This is a genomic window from Gilvibacter sp. (genome assembly GCF_013214815.1).
Classification (GTDB): Bacteria; Bacteroidota; Bacteroidia; order Flavobacteriales; family Flavobacteriaceae; genus Gilvibacter.
The window spans coordinates 1-16,912 of the sequence record NZ_JABSPU010000058.1 but is presented as its reverse complement, the minus strand read 5'-3'; the positions used below and the strand labels follow the sequence as shown (position 1 = coordinate 16,912).

General features: G+C 43.1%; 17 protein-coding genes. 8 read left to right on the top strand and 9 right to left on the bottom strand.

The features are described from left to right. Together HRT75_RS11260 and HRT75_RS11255 are read left to right on the top strand one after the other, a co-directional pair. Window positions 1-292, top strand: a 292-nt coding sequence (locus HRT75_RS11260) for an anion permease (RefSeq protein ID WP_291186637.1), incomplete at its 5' end; no start/stop codon positions are given. A gap of 88 nt (window positions 293-380) precedes the next feature. Continuing rightward, window positions 381-1,568, top strand: a complete 1,188-nt coding sequence (locus HRT75_RS11255) for an LETM1-related biofilm-associated protein (protein ID WP_291186634.1) — start codon at window positions 381-383, stop codon at window positions 1,566-1,568. Between the two features lie 49 nt (window positions 1,569-1,617). Here HRT75_RS11255 and HRT75_RS11250 read toward each other — a convergent pair whose 3' ends face one another. The 7 genes from HRT75_RS11250 to HRT75_RS11220 form a co-directional block, all read right to left on the bottom strand. Then, window positions 1,618-5,085 carry a M36 family metallopeptidase gene (locus HRT75_RS11250; protein ID WP_291186632.1) on the bottom strand — a complete coding sequence of 1,156 codons (3,468 nt, stop codon included), beginning with the start codon at window positions 5,083-5,085 and terminating at the stop codon, window positions 1,618-1,620. A 160-nt stretch (window positions 5,086-5,245) separates the two neighbouring features. Further along, window positions 5,246-6,001, bottom strand: coding sequence for a LytTR family DNA-binding domain-containing protein (locus HRT75_RS11245; RefSeq protein WP_291186629.1), 756 nt, complete (start codon window positions 5,999-6,001; stop codon window positions 5,246-5,248). A gap of 17 nt (window positions 6,002-6,018) precedes the next feature. Then, window positions 6,019-6,345 carry a 2TM domain-containing protein gene (locus tag HRT75_RS11240; RefSeq protein ID WP_291186626.1) on the bottom strand — a complete coding sequence of 109 codons (327 nt, stop codon included), beginning with the start codon at window positions 6,343-6,345 and terminating at the stop codon, window positions 6,019-6,021. Window positions 6,346-6,365: 20 nt separating this feature from the next. Further along, window positions 6,366-6,749 (bottom strand): 2TM domain-containing protein, encoded by a 384-nt coding sequence (locus HRT75_RS11235; RefSeq protein WP_366665060.1) that lies wholly within the window; start codon window positions 6,747-6,749, stop codon window positions 6,366-6,368. A gap of 91 nt (window positions 6,750-6,840) precedes the next feature. Continuing rightward, on the bottom strand, window positions 6,841-8,175 hold the full coding sequence (locus HRT75_RS11230; RefSeq protein WP_291186623.1) for a 2TM domain-containing protein: 1,335 nt from the start codon (window positions 8,173-8,175) through the stop codon (window positions 6,841-6,843). A gap of 2 nt (window positions 8,176-8,177) precedes the next feature. Next, window positions 8,178-8,810 (bottom strand): hypothetical protein, encoded by a 633-nt coding sequence (locus HRT75_RS11225; protein ID WP_291186621.1) that lies wholly within the window; start codon window positions 8,808-8,810, stop codon window positions 8,178-8,180. 102 nt (window positions 8,811-8,912) lie between these two features. After that, on the bottom strand, window positions 8,913-11,081 hold the full coding sequence (locus HRT75_RS11220) for a TonB-dependent receptor (RefSeq protein WP_291186618.1): 2,169 nt from the start codon (window positions 11,079-11,081) through the stop codon (window positions 8,913-8,915). A 142-nt stretch (window positions 11,082-11,223) separates the two neighbouring features. Here HRT75_RS11220 and HRT75_RS11215 point away from each other — a divergent pair, with 142 nt between their 5' ends. The 6 genes from HRT75_RS11215 to HRT75_RS11190 all read left to right on the top strand — a co-directional run bounded on the left by HRT75_RS11215 (window position 11,224) and on the right by HRT75_RS11190 (window position 15,674). Next, complete coding sequence (locus tag HRT75_RS11215; protein ID WP_291186615.1) at window positions 11,224-12,246, top strand: DUF1028 domain-containing protein; 1,023 nt, start codon at window positions 11,224-11,226, stop codon at window positions 12,244-12,246. Window positions 12,247-12,274: 28 nt separating this feature from the next. Then, entirely contained in the window at window positions 12,275-12,874 is a 600-nt protein-coding gene (locus HRT75_RS11210; protein WP_291186612.1) for a YdeI/OmpD-associated family protein, read from the top strand. Between the two features lie 6 nt (window positions 12,875-12,880). Then, the gene (locus HRT75_RS11205) at window positions 12,881-13,990 is read left to right on the top strand and encodes an adenylate/guanylate cyclase domain-containing protein (protein WP_291186609.1); all 1,110 of its coding nucleotides are present in this window, start codon (window positions 12,881-12,883) and stop codon (window positions 13,988-13,990) included. Between the two features lie 27 nt (window positions 13,991-14,017). After that, window positions 14,018-14,383, top strand: a complete 366-nt coding sequence (locus HRT75_RS11200) for a hypothetical protein (protein WP_291186606.1) — start codon at window positions 14,018-14,020, stop codon at window positions 14,381-14,383. Window positions 14,384-14,523: 140 nt separating this feature from the next. Continuing rightward, complete coding sequence (locus tag HRT75_RS11195) at window positions 14,524-15,018, top strand: sigma-70 family RNA polymerase sigma factor (protein ID WP_272833236.1); 495 nt, start codon at window positions 14,524-14,526, stop codon at window positions 15,016-15,018. A 5-nt stretch (window positions 15,019-15,023) separates the two neighbouring features. Further along, window positions 15,024-15,674 carry a hypothetical protein gene (locus tag HRT75_RS11190; protein ID WP_291186601.1) on the top strand — a complete coding sequence of 217 codons (651 nt, stop codon included), beginning with the start codon at window positions 15,024-15,026 and terminating at the stop codon, window positions 15,672-15,674. A 3-nt stretch (window positions 15,675-15,677) separates the two neighbouring features. On the opposite strand, the gene HRT75_RS11185 is transcribed toward HRT75_RS11190, so the two are convergent. Next, complete coding sequence (locus HRT75_RS11185; protein ID WP_291186598.1) at window positions 15,678-16,484, bottom strand: lysophospholipid acyltransferase family protein; 807 nt, start codon at window positions 16,482-16,484, stop codon at window positions 15,678-15,680. Between the two features lie 44 nt (window positions 16,485-16,528). Beyond that, entirely contained in the window at window positions 16,529-16,810 is a 282-nt protein-coding gene (locus tag HRT75_RS11180; protein WP_291186595.1) for a hypothetical protein, read from the bottom strand. Between the last annotated feature and the right edge of the window lie 102 nt (window positions 16,811-16,912).

Sequence of the window (16,912 nt, the reverse complement as noted above, 5' to 3'; positions counted from 1 at the left end):
GCGCTTTATGACCGAATTGCTGCGCAAGCTAGCCTTGGTGGCTATTTTTGCGCCCGTTGTTGCCGGAATCGCATTAGGACTTGATATGCCCATGGAACATTTGCTCATTCCTGTGGCTATGGCTTCTAGCTGTGCATTCATGTTGCCTATGGCCACTCCGCCAAACGCCATTGTCTTTGCCAGCGGATACATCAAGATCAAAGACATGGTACGCGCAGGATTCTTTCTGAATCTACTGGCAGTAGGACTATTGTTTATATTTCTGAAACTGGTGATTCCTTTTGTTTTCTGAAGAGGTTAAATCGGGCCAAATCAAAAAAATTACACAGAATACCGCGACGCATTAGTGACAGGACTTTTTTATTTATAAATTTGAATCAATGAATCCCTCTGCAGCTGGTTGGATAGATAAATTTTTTCACGAGTTTTCAAATGAAGACCTCTTAGTCCCTTTTGAACCCAAAGGGCATTTCTATACCCAATTGCGAAAAACGGGCTTTGTTTATGGCAATTCTGTTGCAGCTTTGATCAATAAGCCCATCAGTGAGCTCAATCTCACTGCTGCAGAATTGAACAAAGCCAACTTACTTCACAGTCTTTACGTAATCTATTACAAGCAAACTCAAGTTTCTAATGTCAAAAAGTTCTTAGAACACGCCATTAGTTTTTACCGAGAGATCGATCGCGGTCGCATGAGTCTACTTTCTAAACTGTCATTGGGTAAATCGGTTAGTAAGAATCTAGAGAAGATCCTATCTGCTCGAATTTTGGAGAGTGATGCTACATTAAAAAAAGAGCAAACCTATGCGTTTTCTAATGTACTCTTGGCTACAGATCTGTTGACCTATCAGATCTATTGTGATTCTCCGATGTTGGCGAAGAACTATGCTATTTCTTTGGAAAAGGCTATTGCCACTTATTGCTTCGGAGCTTTACAGTCAAAAACCAAGCAAGATAAATACGATATCCTGCTCTTAGAGCTGTTTGAAATGGCTGGATTAAGCACCACAGCGGCTCCCTTAGAGATGTTCTTTAGCGATACGCATATGACCCTAACAGCACCTTATCTGTTAGACCTCTGCTGTATGGCCATTAAAGATGATTTAAAAGTAGAAACGTCTGAGCGTGAATACATCTTACATTTGGCCATTCAATTGGGCTTAGAACAAGAAGAGGCACTCGTGGCTTTGGATGAGCTTGAACTCTTTATGGAAGAGCATGAGAATGCCATTCACTTTTTCAATCACACGCATCCGGTTCAGCATTTCTATAAGCAGACCAGCAGCACTGTTGAGCGCTTGATTTTGCGTAACAAAAAGCGTCTCATCAAAGAGCTCAGCGAAAGCGGAGAGCTGCTCGTGCTTTTAGGGCAATCTACCATGCGTGAATTGGACGCTAAAGAAAAAGACAAGGTCAAAGATCAACTTTTGGATATGTTCAAAAGCATTCCTTCACTGACCATTTTTCTTTTACCTGGCGGAAGCCTTTTATTACCGCTGTTCATCAAGTTTATTCCTAAACTGCTTCCCTCAGCATTCAACGAGAATCGCATTGACGACGACAAATAAAAAAACCCCCGCTTAAAGCGAGGGTTTCTTTACGAAAGGTTTGTCGTAATTATTGCTTCACAACACGTTTAACCGTTTGTCCCTGATCTGTGATGATCTGAACAAAGTATAGTCCTGAAGCCACATCGTTTAGGTTGAACTGAATTTCAGCTCCAACACCTTGTACGTTTAGTCTCTTGATCAAACGCCCGTTTACGTCGTAAAGGTTCACGTCTTCAACAATCGCAGTACTGCGGTTGCGAAGGGTCAGATCTCCTTGACTTGGGTTCGGATATAGTGTGATCACATTGTCAATTCCAAATTCGTCTACACTCAATACTCCTTCTACAGTAAGGGTGAAAGTACAGTCGCTAGAGTTTCCTGCAGCATCTGTAGCAGTAAGTGTTACGGTATAATCTCCAGGTCCTAACTCAGCACCAACTGCAGGATCTTGCGTAATTGTTGGATCCTCTGGACAGTTATCTGAGAAAGTAGCAGATAGTGAGTAATCTGGAACTACATATGGTAGTCCGTCTTCAATTACATATACTTCATCTTCAGGGCAAGTGATCTCAGGAGCAATGTCCTCAGCAATTACTTGCGTCAGTGTACGCGGAGCAACACAACCCGCAAAGCCGATTCCGATGTTCTCGTTAGGCTCCCCATAAGAAGCTTCCAAACAAGTGTTTGGCCAGTCTAATGCGCTGTCTGAATCTCCGTTACGTTGGAAAGAGTCGTTACAGTTTGCTGTAAGAGCAGCACCTGAACCAACCCAGTCAAGATCGGCAGCAGTAATATTGAATCCAGCTACATTAATATCAAAAGTAGCAAGAGTTGCACTGTCTACGTTCCAGAACGCAGAGTCAACTACATTACCAGAAGGATCTAGAATAAGGATCCATCCTGAATCAGGAGCGTCGTTATCCCACCATAGATTACTTCCCCAGTAGTCAGCGTCACCTGCAGTATCGTTCCAAGCAATGGCCTCATCTTCATCCATAACACCTAAAGTCTGAACCACAGGGTTCACAGTATTGATGTTAGAGAATGGCTCTTCACTCACAACTACTCGGTAACCAGTATAGTCAGTTTGTACTCCTACGTTTTGGATCTCAAAACGGTCTGGAGTTTCGAGAGTTACTTCAGAAATTACCAATTTAGACAAGAAGTCATCAGCAGTCTCTTCAGCCCATAGATCAACAGAACCTGTTGGAGTGAATGTGTAGTCAGTACCTTCAAATAAGAAAGCTCCTCCTACCTCAGCGTCAAACCAACGAATGTTGTTAGCAGGATCTGAAAGTGTAGCAGTTACAGTTACCTCATCTCCGATACATACGTCAGTAACACCAGTTGTCAATGGAGAATCTGGAGTTGCCAATACTTCGATATCATCCGTAGCTACAGAAGCCGAAGCACAAGCTGAATCTCCAATTTCATAAGTGATTGTGTGAACTCCGACACCAGCCACAGCTGGGTCAAAAGTATAAGTAAGTCCGTCTCCGTTGTCAGTAACACCAGGGCCGCTGTAAACACCACCAATTGGGCTACCAGCTCCTGTTACTTCAAAAGCCTCTTCAGTAGAACATACGTCTGAAGGAGCAGTAAAGTTAGCTTCTCCAGAAGGAGTGTCAAAGTTCTCAGTTCCGTCAGCTACACTGAAAGAAGAACCTTGAATAGCGTTGATACCAAGACCACGCTTAGCAAATGCATCCCAAATGATACATTCGTTAGCACCTCCGTAGATAGCAACGTCTGCCGCTAGAATAGCGTCACGCCCGTCTACAAAACCAGGACTGCATGGTTGAAGCTTCATCGCTTCAGTAACCAAGGCAATAGCCATAACGTTACCAGCATCTAACGAAGCATCTCCTGTAAAGTTGTAAATATCAGCATCCCATCCGTTAGCGTCAATCAAGCCCCAGGTCATTTCCCAAAGCATCATGGCCCAAACAGATCCTACTCCGTGAGGAATAGCAGACGACTGAATAAAGTCATACGTCTGTGGGTTGATGTTCATGTCAGTACTGTATGGGAAAGGACGAATCCCAGCTCCATCAGGACCTTCATTAAATAGGTAAGTACCTACTCCACGTGGATCAACACCAGCGTCTCCTGGCTCCATAGTCATTACAAGACCGTACCAGTCAGACCATCCTTCTCCCATCTGTTCAGAGTTACCTAAACATCCAGCAGCTCCAGGTCCACCAGTCAAACGGTTAGAAATACCGTGTCCGTATTCGTGGATAATTACAAGGTTGTCATAGTCACCATCACGAGAACCACAAGTATACATCTGCATACGTGGGTTTCCTCCGTCTGGTGGAGTTCCGAAGTTTGCGTTACAAGTTCCAGAACCGTCTTGGGCTTCAGAATCTACGGAGTCTCCTCCGATTCCACCACCACCGTAGTTATTTTCTTGGAAGTTACCGCCAGCTTCATCAAATCCATACTGATACAAAACATCATGGATGATGTTAGTCCAGTAGAACAAGTTAGTTACTGCAGCAGCTTCGTATTGGTTTGCAGGAGAATAAGCGATATCCCACTCGAATCCTACACCCCCGAAGAACAAGTCAGATCCACCGTCAGGTTGGAATCCTACATTGTCTCCATCTTCATAGGCGTTAGCGTTGTTACCACGAGTTGTGGTGAATTCAGCTCCGGCAACACCGTTAGTATCGTGCCATCCAAATGGAGAAGCCGTTGGGTCTGCAGGGTTCACTTCGAAAGTACGATCTCCGAAGAACGGACTTTCTAGTGGTAGAGCGAAAACTTCATAACATTCAACGCATCCACCAGCGTCAGCAGCAGACTTGTCTACAGCAGGCTGAAGATTCAGGTTGAAGTTGGCTCCGTGATCATGTCCACTGTGATCGTGATCTGCGTGGTCGTGTTCAAACTCACAGCTTACCATCCAGTTTACGCGATCAATGATTTGACCCGTGCTAGCATCAACTCGCACAGACCACCAGTTTTGCTGGCCGATCTCTAAAATAGAAAGATCCCAAGCAAGGGTAATGTCTCCTTCTTCTGATTTTTGGTAAGTAAGCGCTACTGGAATCTCTAAAAGCGAGATACCACCGTCGCTCATTAGCATCTTTGGAGATCCTTCAGACAGGTCCTCAACAATAGAAAATGATTTTGTCGGCGTGTAGCCCAATGCATTCGCCGCTGCAGCAATAGCTCCATCAGCTGAAAGGCCAGGGCTGGTCATTCCACTCGATTTGTCAATTGATTGTGAAACAAAACCATTGTTCATTTTCAAAAGTGTTCCATCTGGCATGATGTGCGCAGAGGATTCTGAACCATATACAGGAATTCCATTTACAAGTTGTCGGTAGTAAACGTGAGTAATTCCACTCACCTTACTAACGTTTTGGTTTGTGATCTCGAACTCAATGTCTTGAGACGTCAGTCCGTGATTTTCTTTTTGTTGGCTTAAGTAGTTAGAGATGGTTGTTGTTGCATCCTGAGCGAGTGATTGCAGCGTGAACAAACTGCATAACCCAAGGAGTACAACCAGGGTACATTTTTTCATAGAATTTTGATTTAGCGTTTTTGTTATTCTAAATGTGCCCTAAAGTATTAAAAAAACTATGAATTTGATAACAGAAATTTAACAAAAACTATCAAATGTTAGTTTTTTTAACATTTGGGAATAATTTTGTTTAAACTTTCGCTATCAAGGTATTACACCCTTACTCCAACCAAAGTTTGAAGTCTTTAACGCGTTCCCGTGCCACGATAACGTCCTGATCCTTATAACTCTCTAACTTAATTTGCAAGCGGGAGTTTGTATAAGAAATGATGTCTTTAATCGCATTGATATTGATGAAGAACTTTCTGTTGATGCGGAAAAAAGTGGCAGGTTCCAGCTCATCTTCTAACTGTTCTAAAGTAGTATCCAGCAAATAATCACGCCCTTCAAAGGTATGCGCATAGGTGCCTTTATTCTCGCTGTAAAAGCATTCGATCTCATCTACCGGAATCATGCGCAAATGCTGTCCAATCTTAACGGTAAAGCGTTTTTTGTATTCTCGCTCCACTGGATTGGTCAATAGTTTTTTGATATCCTCAAAGTTGAGCTGCACATTAGAAGATTGCTTTTGCTGAGTCTTGTATTGGTTCATAGCAGCGATCAGCTCGTCTTCATCAATAGGTTTGAGCAAGTAATCAATACTGTTCAATTTAAACGCTTGCAAAGCGTATTCATCATAAGCCGTGGTAAAGATTATTGCGCTGGTGATTTCGATTTTATCAAAGATCTCAAAGGAGAGTCCGTCACTCAATTGAATGTCTAAAAAGATGACTTCCGGGTGTGAATTCTCAGAAAACCAGGCTACGGATTCTTCAACAGAATGCAATAAGGTCAAAACCTCAACATCTTGTGCTTCTAGCAAGCGTTTTAAACGGCGTGCTGACGGCTTCTCGTCTTCAATGATTAATACTTGCATAATAGACTTGCGGTAGGTTAGTAATTTAAGTGCTGTTCTTCTTCCTCTTCTTCTCGCATGAACTCACGGATCTTGCGCTCTTCCCAGTTTTTAATAAAGCCGAGTTTATCACTGAATACCCACAGTCCGTGGAAGAACAAACCTATACCCCAGAAAAGTGGCGTGGTAATGATAGACCAATGCGGGATCTCAAAACCGATGTTCCCTTCATTAAAAACTAATACTCTAATTAATATAATGGCCGTATTCACAATTAGGTAAACCACTAGGTGGTTGTAGAAACCCTTAATGTTTTCTACCTTTTTCTTAGCACGGCCGTATTTAGACTCTTTATATTTTTCCATGATTGATGACTGTTTTTTGGTTATTCCCAGCGTTGGCCTGAATTGTAATTCTTATCAGTATCCCAGTTGATCTTATCGTCCCAGGACTCCTCCTCTTGTCGACCTCCATTTTCATGGAACTCTTCTTCACGCATGAATTCACGGATCTTGCGCTCTTCCCAATCGCGATTGAACACCGGGCTCAATCTAAAGGCTTTAATGGCGTGGATAACCAATCCGATTCCCCATCCAAAGGCGGCCCACAAAAACCAAACGTAGCTAAATCCGTTGGTTGTGTAATTGATCCAAGCCAAAAATGGAATGATGATCACGTACCACATCAGACTGGTGTAAAACTTTTTAAGCTCTTCCACGCGTTCTTTAGCGCGGATGTATTTGTTTTGATTTTTAGGACTGTTACTCATGATTTTTAAATTTGATACTCAAAGATATTTAAGGACTCGGGCTGTGACAATTCTTTAGGACCGAACGGTCGTTTTTAACTGCTGAATTGTATTACAGATCATCTTTGTCCATAAACTCGCGGATCTTGCGCTCTTCCCAGTTCTTACCCAGAAGCGGATTGTAACTAAATACTTCCATAGCATGACCCACGACTCCCAGTCCCCATCCACCTATAGGAAACAAGGCCCAAGGAAAATCCGTAGTTCTTAGGTTCAAATAAATAAAGACAGGTACAAAGATCAGATAGATGGCAAAATGCACGTAAAATCCTTTGATCTTATCCACGCGCTCTTGGGCACGCAGGTAACGTTTTTCACTGATATATTCTTGTTGTGTATTCATTGTAGTTGCTTTTTGTTTAGTAAGCAGTGGTATAGCCACTACAAACTCTTTGTTGACTTCTGAGATCAAAACGGGTCTATCTGTCAATAGTTGATAGCGTTGTCTGATGTTTTGCAATCCTACGCCACTACTCTTTTTGACTACCTGTTTGGGTTGAATATTGTTTTTAACCACTAAGGCGCCGTCTTGCTCATAAATAGTGATCACCAAGCGTTTACTGGGTGTCACCATATTGTGTTTTACCGCATTTTCCAACAGCAATTGCAAACTCAAAGGCACTACTTTGGCATCTGGGTTTTTTAGGTTTTGCGGCGGATTGTACTCAATCGCTTCTTCAAAACGCATCTTCAGCAGCGAAATATACAGTTGTGCAAAATCCAGTTCTTCCTGCAGAGTAACCAAGTCTTTGTTCTTCTGCTCTAAAACATATCGGTATACCTTAGAGAGTGAAGTGGTAAACTTGGTTGCCGCTTTTGGATTCTCTTCAATCAGACTGGTAAGCACGTTCAAACTGTTAAACAAAAAGTGCGGATCCAGTTGATTTTTCAAAGCGTCAAAACTCGCAGCTGCAGATCCTGCGATCTTCTTTTGCTCTTTGACCTGTGTATCACGAGTAAACTTGTAATAGTAAAAGGTGTAATAAATGCTGAGCATCACCACAGTGATCATTAGCGCCACCATGTAGTACTCCGGCTTTTCAGAGGCTAAAAAGTCACTGATTGCCTTTCCTTCTAAAATCGTGTGTATGAACAATCGGATCACCGCTATGGCTACTATGGTAGCACCTAAGCTGGATAGAATCGATTGCGAGAGGTTTTTAGCTTTAAAGAACTGCCTTCCGTATTTATTGACAAAGTGACTGATGATGTACCCGTTGAGCACAAATAAGACCACAGAATAAATTTGATTGATGGTAAATTCTGTCAATAGCTCGCTAAAGGATTCTATGCGCCATCCCAACATATAGCTGATGATCATCAGCACGATGAAGATGATAATTCCGAATCCAAAACCGCGGATTGCTTCTTTAAAGAATCGAGTCATAATTAGTTATTACAAGTTCTGTCAATTACTTTAAGGCCGTAGCCCTTTCCGTGCTGCGGATAGAACTCTTCACTGGCCTGAAAGTTGTCATATAAAAGTATGGCTTTTTGCAAATCTTCACAGAATTCTGCGGGATCTTGTCCAAAAAAGCTGGCTGACCCCATATCCCATTCCAATTTCCCCATGGCTACACGTGGGTTCTCAGGATCGATTTTAGCTGCCTTTTGATAGATGGCTGCTACTTTGGGTGCATACTGCATCCCGTACTTTTCTCCGTCAAAAGCTACCCAAGAGATGTACCATTGTGCCTCTACTACCAACAATTCTGGATTGCTCGGGCTTACCCCTTTAGCCAGATTCAAATATTCCTGAGCCTTGTTGAGCATGGCGGTTCTCTTGTCCAAATCCATTTCTTCATAGCTCTCAATAGTATTGATCAGGGCTACGTAATAAGCGGGCAACCATTGGTCAGTTTCTACATTAGCGATGCGTTCAAAAATGTTTGAGGCCTCCATTGGTTTGTCCTCTCCCCAAGTGGTCAGTGCTTTTTGCATACCTTTTTGGTAGGGAGTTTGTGCTGTGACACCAAAGGCCACAGAGATCATTAAAGCGAAAGTAAATACGAGTGTTTGCATGACTGTTGTAATTAATATGTCGTAAATATCTGGGCTTGTTAGTGCATTTCACACTTTAGTAGACCCAACTGTTGCTTTTTGCTGATGAAGTGTAATTATGGCTTAAAGGTTGTCCAATTGGTTGTCTGTTCCATCATCTGAGATGGTCCAAAAGAAACCGACAAAAAAGAACTGATCTGCTGCCGGCCGCAATGCGCGGCGGTCAAATTGACCGTTTGCGTTGGGCGTATTGGCATACTGATACCCGTTCACATTTCTGAAGCCCAGCATATTGTTTACAGAGAAGTACAAGATCTTTTGTTGGTCAATAAGATAAGCCCAATTGAAACTCAAACTGTGAAAGTCTTTGGTCTTTTCTTGTAAAAATCCAGGCCTGTTGAGATCCGTGTAAGTTCTTCCACTGCCGTATTGATAGCTCCAACCCAATTGACTCTTGAGCTTATCTACCCAAAGTTTGGTAACCACAGAGAGGTTGTGGGTATTGGCAAAATTAGGTGTAGCCGCCGTTGGAAAGTTTTGATACTGTCGCTCGGTATCCAGATAAGAATAACTCACCCAATAGTCTAGATTCTTTATGGATGTATTATCTCTCCAAAAGAGATCAAAGCCTTGTGCATAGCCGTCTCCGGCGTTTCCAAATTGACTCTCAAAACTGGCCATCTCTGTATCAAAGGTGACTAGATCATTATAGTCTTTACGGTACAGCTCTGCTCTGAAGATCTTCCCTTCATGGCTGAACTGATAGTTTAAGATATAGTGTTGCGTCATCTGCGGATCCAATCCAGGAGAAAACTTTAAAAAGTCATTCCCAACCTGCTGATAGAAGTTTCCATAAGCCAGGGAAAGCTGACTGTGTTTCCCTGTTTTATAGGCTGACGAAACTCGCGGCGCTATACTAAAACGGTCGTTGGCTTGGGTGTACTCCCCGCGCACCCCAAGTTTTACGGCGAACTTCTTGGAGAAAATGATATCACTTTCTGCAAAGGCTGCACTGATGTTATTATTGAAACCGTAATCTGCATTGAAGTCTGGATTGTTGAAACTCTCATCAAAATCCGTCCAAAACTGCTCGGCTCCAAAAGCCAACTTAAATCGGCTGTTGAATCGCTTTCTCACCTTTGCTTTTGCGTGAACAGAATATTCCGTGTTGTCTATATTGTTATCGATGATGGTCACATCGGTATTGGCAACAGTAAAACTTCCACCCAAATCGAGCTTCCAACCGTTGTCAAAGCGTTTGTAATAAGAACTGTTGGTGTACCAGTTTCTGTTCTTTAAACGGAAGAATAAACCTTCTTCTAGGTTAATATCCTCTTGCGTCAGGCTGAAGTTTGAACTATCAAAAGCCGTGTAAACTTTCAAAAGTCCGTCTCCTATCTTATGTCGATACACCGCCTCACCTGCAAAGGTTTCAAAAGGTTCGTCCCAATCGTTTCGATCTGGATAAACGACTAAATAAGGCGCTAGATTGATGTAAGAAGCATTAAAACTCACTGAACTCTTATCCCAAAGTTTGGTATGTCCCAAAGAACCTCCCACGGTCATAATGGCTATGTCCGTTTTGTTCTGAACAGGTTCATCGATGGTATTGAGCAAAAGCACTGAAGACAAGCCCTGCCCGAATTCCGCAGAATATCCTCCGGTAGAAAAAGTGATCCCATCAAAGAGAAAAGGCGAATAACGCCCCCGACTTGGAATGTTATTGGTTGTAGGCGTGTAGGGCGTAAATACACGGATCCCATCTATAAAGATCTGGGTTTCTCCGGCATCACCACCGCGAACAAAAAGACGACCGTCTTCAGAAACGGTGGTGGTTCCCGGTAAAGTTTGCAGTGCTCCGACAAAATCACCTAAGGCGCTTGCTGTGGTAACCACGTCCAAAGGCTTTAAAACCGAGACCTTGCTGTTGTCTCCGGCTTCAAAGGTTCCTGCAGACAACACCACTGTTTCTAGAGCATTGAGGTCTTCTCGTAGTTTAAGTGTAAGACCATTCATTGCCGTGATCTCTGCGGCATATTCTAAGGTTTCAAAACCAATGTAGGAGATCGAAAGTGTTTGTACTCCTGTTTCTTCGGATTCAAAACTGAAGCTTCCATCGGCGGCCGTGGAGGCTCCGTCATAGGTTCCTACTAAAAAGACATTGGCTCCCTCTACCGGGTTTCCGCTAGGATCAGTAACTGAACCGTTTACTGTAGTTTGCCCAAAGGTCTGGATCAAAAACCCTAAACAAGAAATTAAAAATAAGACGAGTGATTTGGTGAATTTTCGCATGAGCGCTGATTTTCATTTTTTAATTGATGGTTCAAAGATGCAGCGGCGAAATCGGTAGTACTAAAAATTCCGACTGAACTGTAAAAATGGAAGGCTCAACTGAAAAAGTGGTATCTTTAAGGGTAACCAATTTGAAAAAGAAATGCGAAAAATTACACTATTATTGACCCTTTGCTTTGTCTTGTTTCAGGCCAAAGCACAAGACACCTTTTCTATTGTAGCCGTTGACCCCGCCACCGGAGAAGTAGGCGCTGCTGGTGCCTCCTGCGTAGATGGAGTTGGAGATCTAGGCGGTTTGATTGACATTATTAGTGCCATCATTCCCGGCCGTGGAGGAATCAACTCTCAGGCTTATGTTTGTATCCCAAATGCCAACTTAGCCAACGGGATCGAACAAATGGAAGCTGGGGCCTCTCCAGCAGAGATCATATCATGGCTCTTTGCCAATGACAGTTTCCCTTGTGGCAGTGGTGGACCTTTTGACGATCCAACCTTCCGCCAATACGGAATTGCCGATTTCAATCCAGATACAGGAGCTCCGCGTACAGCAGGATATACAGGATCTAGTGCCGACGATTATAAGGATGATATCCAAGGCCCAACCTACTCTGTGCAAGGAAACATTTTATTGAACGCCACCGTTTTGGAAAATATGGAGGCGAATTTTGTGAGCACTTCAGGAACCTTGGCCGATAAGCTTATGGCTGCCATGCAAGGAGCAAACTTTGCCGGCGCCGATGCGCGTTGTTTGGACCGAGGGACTTCATCAACTTCAGCCTTTTTGCAGGTGTATCGTCCAGACGACACTCCAGGGAATCCTTACCTGCGTTTGAATATTGAAGAAATGCCTTTTGGAGAAGAGCCAATCGATTCTTTACAAACCTTATATGATGCATTCCTATCCGTAGAAGAAAACAGTTTGGATCTGCAATTACGCGCCTTCCCAAATCCAGCTTCAGAATTTGTTACCATTGCTCACAATCCAAACGTGGTAGTAAATACGTATACAGTATATGACATCGGTGGTAAACGTCTCAGTATTGAGCCAGAATCACAAGGACAGGGCCAAGTGCGTTTGTCTGTAGCAGATCTGCCAAAGGGTGTATACTTTGTACAAGTATTGGCTGACGGATACCGCCAGACCATTAGCTTTATCAGGTCCTAAGACACACAACTAACTAAACAATTAAACTATGACCGATGCAGAAAAGATTGAAGCCTATTTAGCCAAAAACAACCATTGGGAGCAAGAACTCACCCAACTCCGCAGCCTTTTGCAACAAACCGAGGCTGTGGAAACGGTTAAATGGGCCATCCCCAGTTATACTGTTGGCGGCAAGAATGTTATGGGTATTGGCGCCTTTAAGAACCACTTTGGATTGTGGTTTTTCAACGGATCTTTTCTCAGCGATCCGAAAGGAGTTTTAGGCAATGCCCAGGAGGGTAAAACTCGTGGGATGCGCCAGCTCAACTGGAATTCTGTAGCTGAAGTTGATTTTGATATGGTCAAGGCCTACGCCGTAGAAGCCATTGAGAATCAAAAGCAAGGAAAAGAGATCAAGCCCCAACGCAAGACAAAAGCTTTGGTCGTTCCCATAGAATTACAAACCGCCTTTGATCAAGATGCTGGTTTAAAAACAGCCTTTGATGCCCTGACTCCCGGTAAGCAGCGGGAGTACGCAGACCATATCGGAAGTGCAAAACAAGAGAAAACCCGATTGAGTCGCCTAGAAAAATGCCGCCCAATGATCACTGCTGGCGCGGGCTTACACGACAAATACAAGAACTGTTAGGCGGCTATGGCTGAAAAATCCTTTTGGTCCTCGAGGAGGCAAATATGGGCCTACCTCAGAAGAGCGCTCTGGGTTACCATTGCCTGGGTGCTGATCAGCAATGTCATGTTCTTTTATGAGTACAGTATTTTGGCGAGCAACCGAGTGCTGACCACAGAATATGACTTCCTGTCTAATTTCATTGCTAATTTGATCATTTCTACCTCTGCAGGTATTATAGGAGGATTACTCACCATTCATTTGATGGAACGTGCCCTACGCAGATTCTCATTTATCAATGCGTTTTTGATCATTTTGATGATCTACACCATAACCGCTTTTTTGGTCAGTGCTGCGGGCAACATCTATTTGCAAGGTCAGAATTTGGACCTTCCCATTTATGACGAGGATGTTTTGGAAGAGACCTTCTTCTTTTTCTCCAGTTGGATGTTTGTAAAGAATTACCTCATCTGGCTGTTTATCGTCTTGGTTACACTCATAATCATGATGGTGAATGATCGTTTTGGCCCAGGAGTATTTCCAGACTATTTATTGGGCAAATATTTTAGGCCCAAGCAAGAGCGGCGCATCTTTATGTTCGCAGACATTCGCAATGCCACAGGAATTGCCGAGCAACTTGGAGAGGCGCGATACTTTAATTTTCTCAAAGACTTCTTTAGAGATATCGCTCCGGCTGTGGTTCGTACTTATGGTGAAGTCTACCAATATGTTGGGGACGAAGTAGTTTTGAGTTGGAAGATGAAGCGTGGTTTAAAGAATTCAAATGCGCTTCTTTGCTACTACCTCATGAAGGAACTCATCAGCAATAAAGCAGAAAAATACGAAGCTAAATACGGCCTGGTTCCAGAATTTAAGGTAGGCTACCACTGCGGAAACGTTATGAGTGGTGAATTGGGCCAAATAAAGCGGGAGATCGCCTTTTCTGGAGATGTGCTCAACACTGCCGCTCGTATTCAAAGCAGCTGCAACTCCTTGGGTGTTGATATACTGGCCAGTGAAGATTTTGCGCAACTGCTGGTCAAGTTGCCTGAGGGAATCTCAGAAAAGAACTTAGGAGCGCATCCGCTAAAAGGAAAATCAGAGTCTTTGACCTTGGTGACTTTTACGGAACAATAATTGATTCAACCTACAAAACTTATCATTATGAAAGCAGATACCTATACTAAAGTAATCTTGACTGTTATTGCAGTCTGCCTTACCGTAAACACGGCTATGAAATTGGATTTAATGCCAAAGGCCTATGCCGATAACGGCTTAAACGATCTCAAACCAAATTCGCAGTATGGCTTAGTGCCGCTTAATGAAAACGGCTTGGTTGAAGTGAGCATAAAGGACATCAACACCTATGATGAACTCTATGTAAATTTACGCGGCGTAGACACCTCAGAAGAAGTGAATATCAATGTAAAAAGTATTGACACTTCTGATGAACTAGACGTGAATATCGATGAACTTGGCGGAACTTGGCTCAATCCTGGCGGACCAATTAAAGTACAGGTTCAGAACTAGTTACAAATTAATGCGCGTATTTTTAGCAGAAATCCTGTAACAAAAGGCGCGCAAAGAGAACAAACCAATGAAGTTGAATTGCAGCTTACAGGAAATCAAATGTAAACTGTGGATTAACCTCTAACACTAACAATCAACCTTTGGATCAAAACCTGAAACATAGTTTTGTAAAACAGCTCGAGGAGCATCAAAACGTGGTTCATAAAATATGTCGACTGTACACCCGAAATCAGGATGCGCACAACGACCTATTTCAAGAGATCACGATACAACTGTGGAAGGCTTATCCTAAGTTTCGCGGGGACGCCAAGTTCAGTACTTGGATGTATCGCGTGGCCCTAAACACGGCAATTACACTTTATCGTAAGAGCAAGAAGGGTGTAGCGACTCAGGAATTTGAAGGAGTTAGTTTTAAGATCGCGTCGGAGAAGTACGATGATACCATCGAGGAACAATTGAAGCTGATGTACGCGGCAGTAAAGGATTTGAATGACATTGACAAGGCCTTGGTGTTCTTGTATTTGGAAGACAAGTCTTATCGTGAAATCTCTGAAACCATGGGTATTTCAGAAGTTAATGCTAGAGTAAAGATGAACAGAATAAAGGAAAAGTTGCGTAAAATTTTAAATCCGTAGGAATTATGGATCAACTCGAACTTTTAAAAAAGCAATGGCAAGCACGGGAGCATGAGCTACCGAAGCTGAGTTTTGACGACATCTATCCAATGATATTGAAGAAGTCTTCTTCAGTTGTCAAATGGATCCTGATCGCCTCTGTGATTGAGATCGCCATCTGGATCGGTCTTAATTTCTTGATTCCAGAATCGAGTAAGACCATCAACCAAGGCATGGGCTTGAGCCGCGCCTTCACTATGGTCAACGTAATCCATTACACCATATTCGCAGGTTTTATATACCTCTTCTACAGAAATTACCAAGCCATAAACAGCACCGACACGCTCAAGGAGCTGATGCGTAAGATCCTAAAGACCCGCCGCACGGTGCGCTATTTTGTTTACTACAATATTGGTACCTCCGTGATCACCTTGATCGCAGTGAATATTTATTACTATTTCAATAAAGAACAGCTTTATGGACTCCTTAAAGCAACCTTTCCGGAAGGATATGCAGAAGTTGATCTGGCAAGCTTTACCAGCGTGTTCTTTATTTCTCAGATCATTGTAGGTATACTCTTTATTGGCTTTATTGCCCTGATCTACTATCTAGTATACGGCTGGATGTTGCGCAGACTTAAGCGCAATTACGTCGAATTAAAGAAGATGGAAGTCTAAGCGCTAATCCTGACGGTAGCGACGTTTTTTATTGAGCTCCTCTGCCTGAGCCAACTCCTCTTGAGGTATTACTTTTAAGAAGGACGGATGTTGTTCGATGGCATACTGCAGTTTTTCTACTATGGAATCCACGGAATCATTCTCATAATCGATTTCCAAGGGCTCCTTGATCACCATGGATTGTAGGATATTGCGTTTTTTAATACGCAGTCCCTTACGGTCAAAGGAGCGTCTAAAACCATCAATAACTATTGGAACAACCAATGGTTTATTTTGTTTAATGATGTGCGCAGTACCGCGACGAATAGGTTTCCACGGCTTAGTGGTTCCTTGCGGAAAAGTAATTACCCAACCGTCTTCTAAAGCCACAGAAATATTGTTGACATCACTCATCTTAACCTGACGATTGATCTCTTTTCCTTTTTCTCTCCAAGTACGCTCAATACTTACGGATCCGGTATAGGCCAAGATCTTTGGCAATAGCCCTGCACTCATGGTCTCCTTAGCCGCCACAAAGTAAAGGTTCAACTTGGGTTGCCAGAGGTAGCCAATATTCTTGATGCTATCCACACGACCGCTCAAACTCGCATTGAACACATGGAACATAGCCACTACGTCTGCAAAATAGGTTTGGTGATTGGAAACAAACAGCACATTGTTATCTGGCAGATCTTTGATAATCTCGGAACCTTCTATCTGCAGTTCGTTAAATCCCTTGAATCTGCGGTGGGTCATGGCGCCCAAAATGCGGATCAACCAACGTTTGATAAATAGAATATGTCCGAATGGATTTCGCTTAAAAAGCCCCATTTAGTTTTCTTTAGCCCGCCAAAGATACGAAAATGACTCTGGTCTTAAAGCTGCTTTAACAGCTCCCTTACCTCATTGAGCACCATGGCGGTGGCACCCCAAACGATATGACCGTTGAGTTCAAAGGCTGGCACCTTGATCTGGTGGGCATAAGAGGTTGTGAGCACACGCGTGGTCAAGGGATCATCGGATAGGAATTGAGGTAGATCCACCTCTACCAAAGCATCAACTTCTGATTCTTGCAGAATGAAGTTTGGCGTGTCTTGAGCGATTCCCAAATACGGATGCACATAAAAATTACTCGGCGGAATATACACATGTGTCAATTCTTTAAGTACGTGTATATCAGCTGTAGGAACCCCGTTCTCGTCCTCCGTTTCTCTTCAGGCTGTTTGCATCAGATCAGTGTCAGAATCTTCATAACTACC

What these genes read in the sequence shown, in the direction of transcription:
- HRT75_RS11230 (WP_291186623.1), bottom strand. Translation starts at nt 8,175, where the DNA reads ATGACTCGATTCTTTAAAGAAGCAATCCGCGGTTTTGGATTCGGAATT.
- HRT75_RS11255 (WP_291186634.1), top strand. Translation starts at nt 381, where the DNA reads ATGAATCCCTCTGCAGCTGGTTGGATAGATAAATTTTTTCACGAGTTT.
- HRT75_RS11215 (WP_291186615.1), top strand. Translation starts at nt 11,224, where the DNA reads ATGCGAAAAATTACACTATTATTGACCCTTTGCTTTGTCTTGTTTCAG.
- HRT75_RS11225 (WP_291186621.1), bottom strand. Translation starts at nt 8,810, where the DNA reads ATGCAAACACTCGTATTTACTTTCGCTTTAATGATCTCTGTGGCCTTT.
- HRT75_RS11235 (WP_366665060.1), bottom strand. Translation starts at nt 6,749, where the DNA reads ATGAGTAACAGTCCTAAAAATCAAAACAAATACATCCGCGCTAAAGAA.
- HRT75_RS11245 (WP_291186629.1), bottom strand. Translation starts at nt 6,001, where the DNA reads ATGCAAGTATTAATCATTGAAGACGAGAAGCCGTCAGCACGCCGTTTA.
- HRT75_RS11200 (WP_291186606.1), top strand. Translation starts at nt 14,018, where the DNA reads ATGAAAGCAGATACCTATACTAAAGTAATCTTGACTGTTATTGCAGTC.
- HRT75_RS11220 (WP_291186618.1), bottom strand. Translation starts at nt 11,081, where the DNA reads ATGCGAAAATTCACCAAATCACTCGTCTTATTTTTAATTTCTTGTTTA.
- HRT75_RS11205 (WP_291186609.1), top strand. Translation starts at nt 12,881, where the DNA reads ATGGCTGAAAAATCCTTTTGGTCCTCGAGGAGGCAAATATGGGCCTAC.
- HRT75_RS11185 (WP_291186598.1), bottom strand. Translation starts at nt 16,484, where the DNA reads ATGGGGCTTTTTAAGCGAAATCCATTCGGACATATTCTATTTATCAAA.
- HRT75_RS11240 (WP_291186626.1), bottom strand. Translation starts at nt 6,345, where the DNA reads ATGGAAAAATATAAAGAGTCTAAATACGGCCGTGCTAAGAAAAAGGTA.
- HRT75_RS11190 (WP_291186601.1), top strand. Translation starts at nt 15,024, where the DNA reads ATGGATCAACTCGAACTTTTAAAAAAGCAATGGCAAGCACGGGAGCAT.
- HRT75_RS11210 (WP_291186612.1), top strand. Translation starts at nt 12,275, where the DNA reads ATGACCGATGCAGAAAAGATTGAAGCCTATTTAGCCAAAAACAACCAT.
- HRT75_RS11250 (WP_291186632.1), bottom strand. Translation starts at nt 5,085, where the DNA reads ATGAAAAAATGTACCCTGGTTGTACTCCTTGGGTTATGCAGTTTGTTC.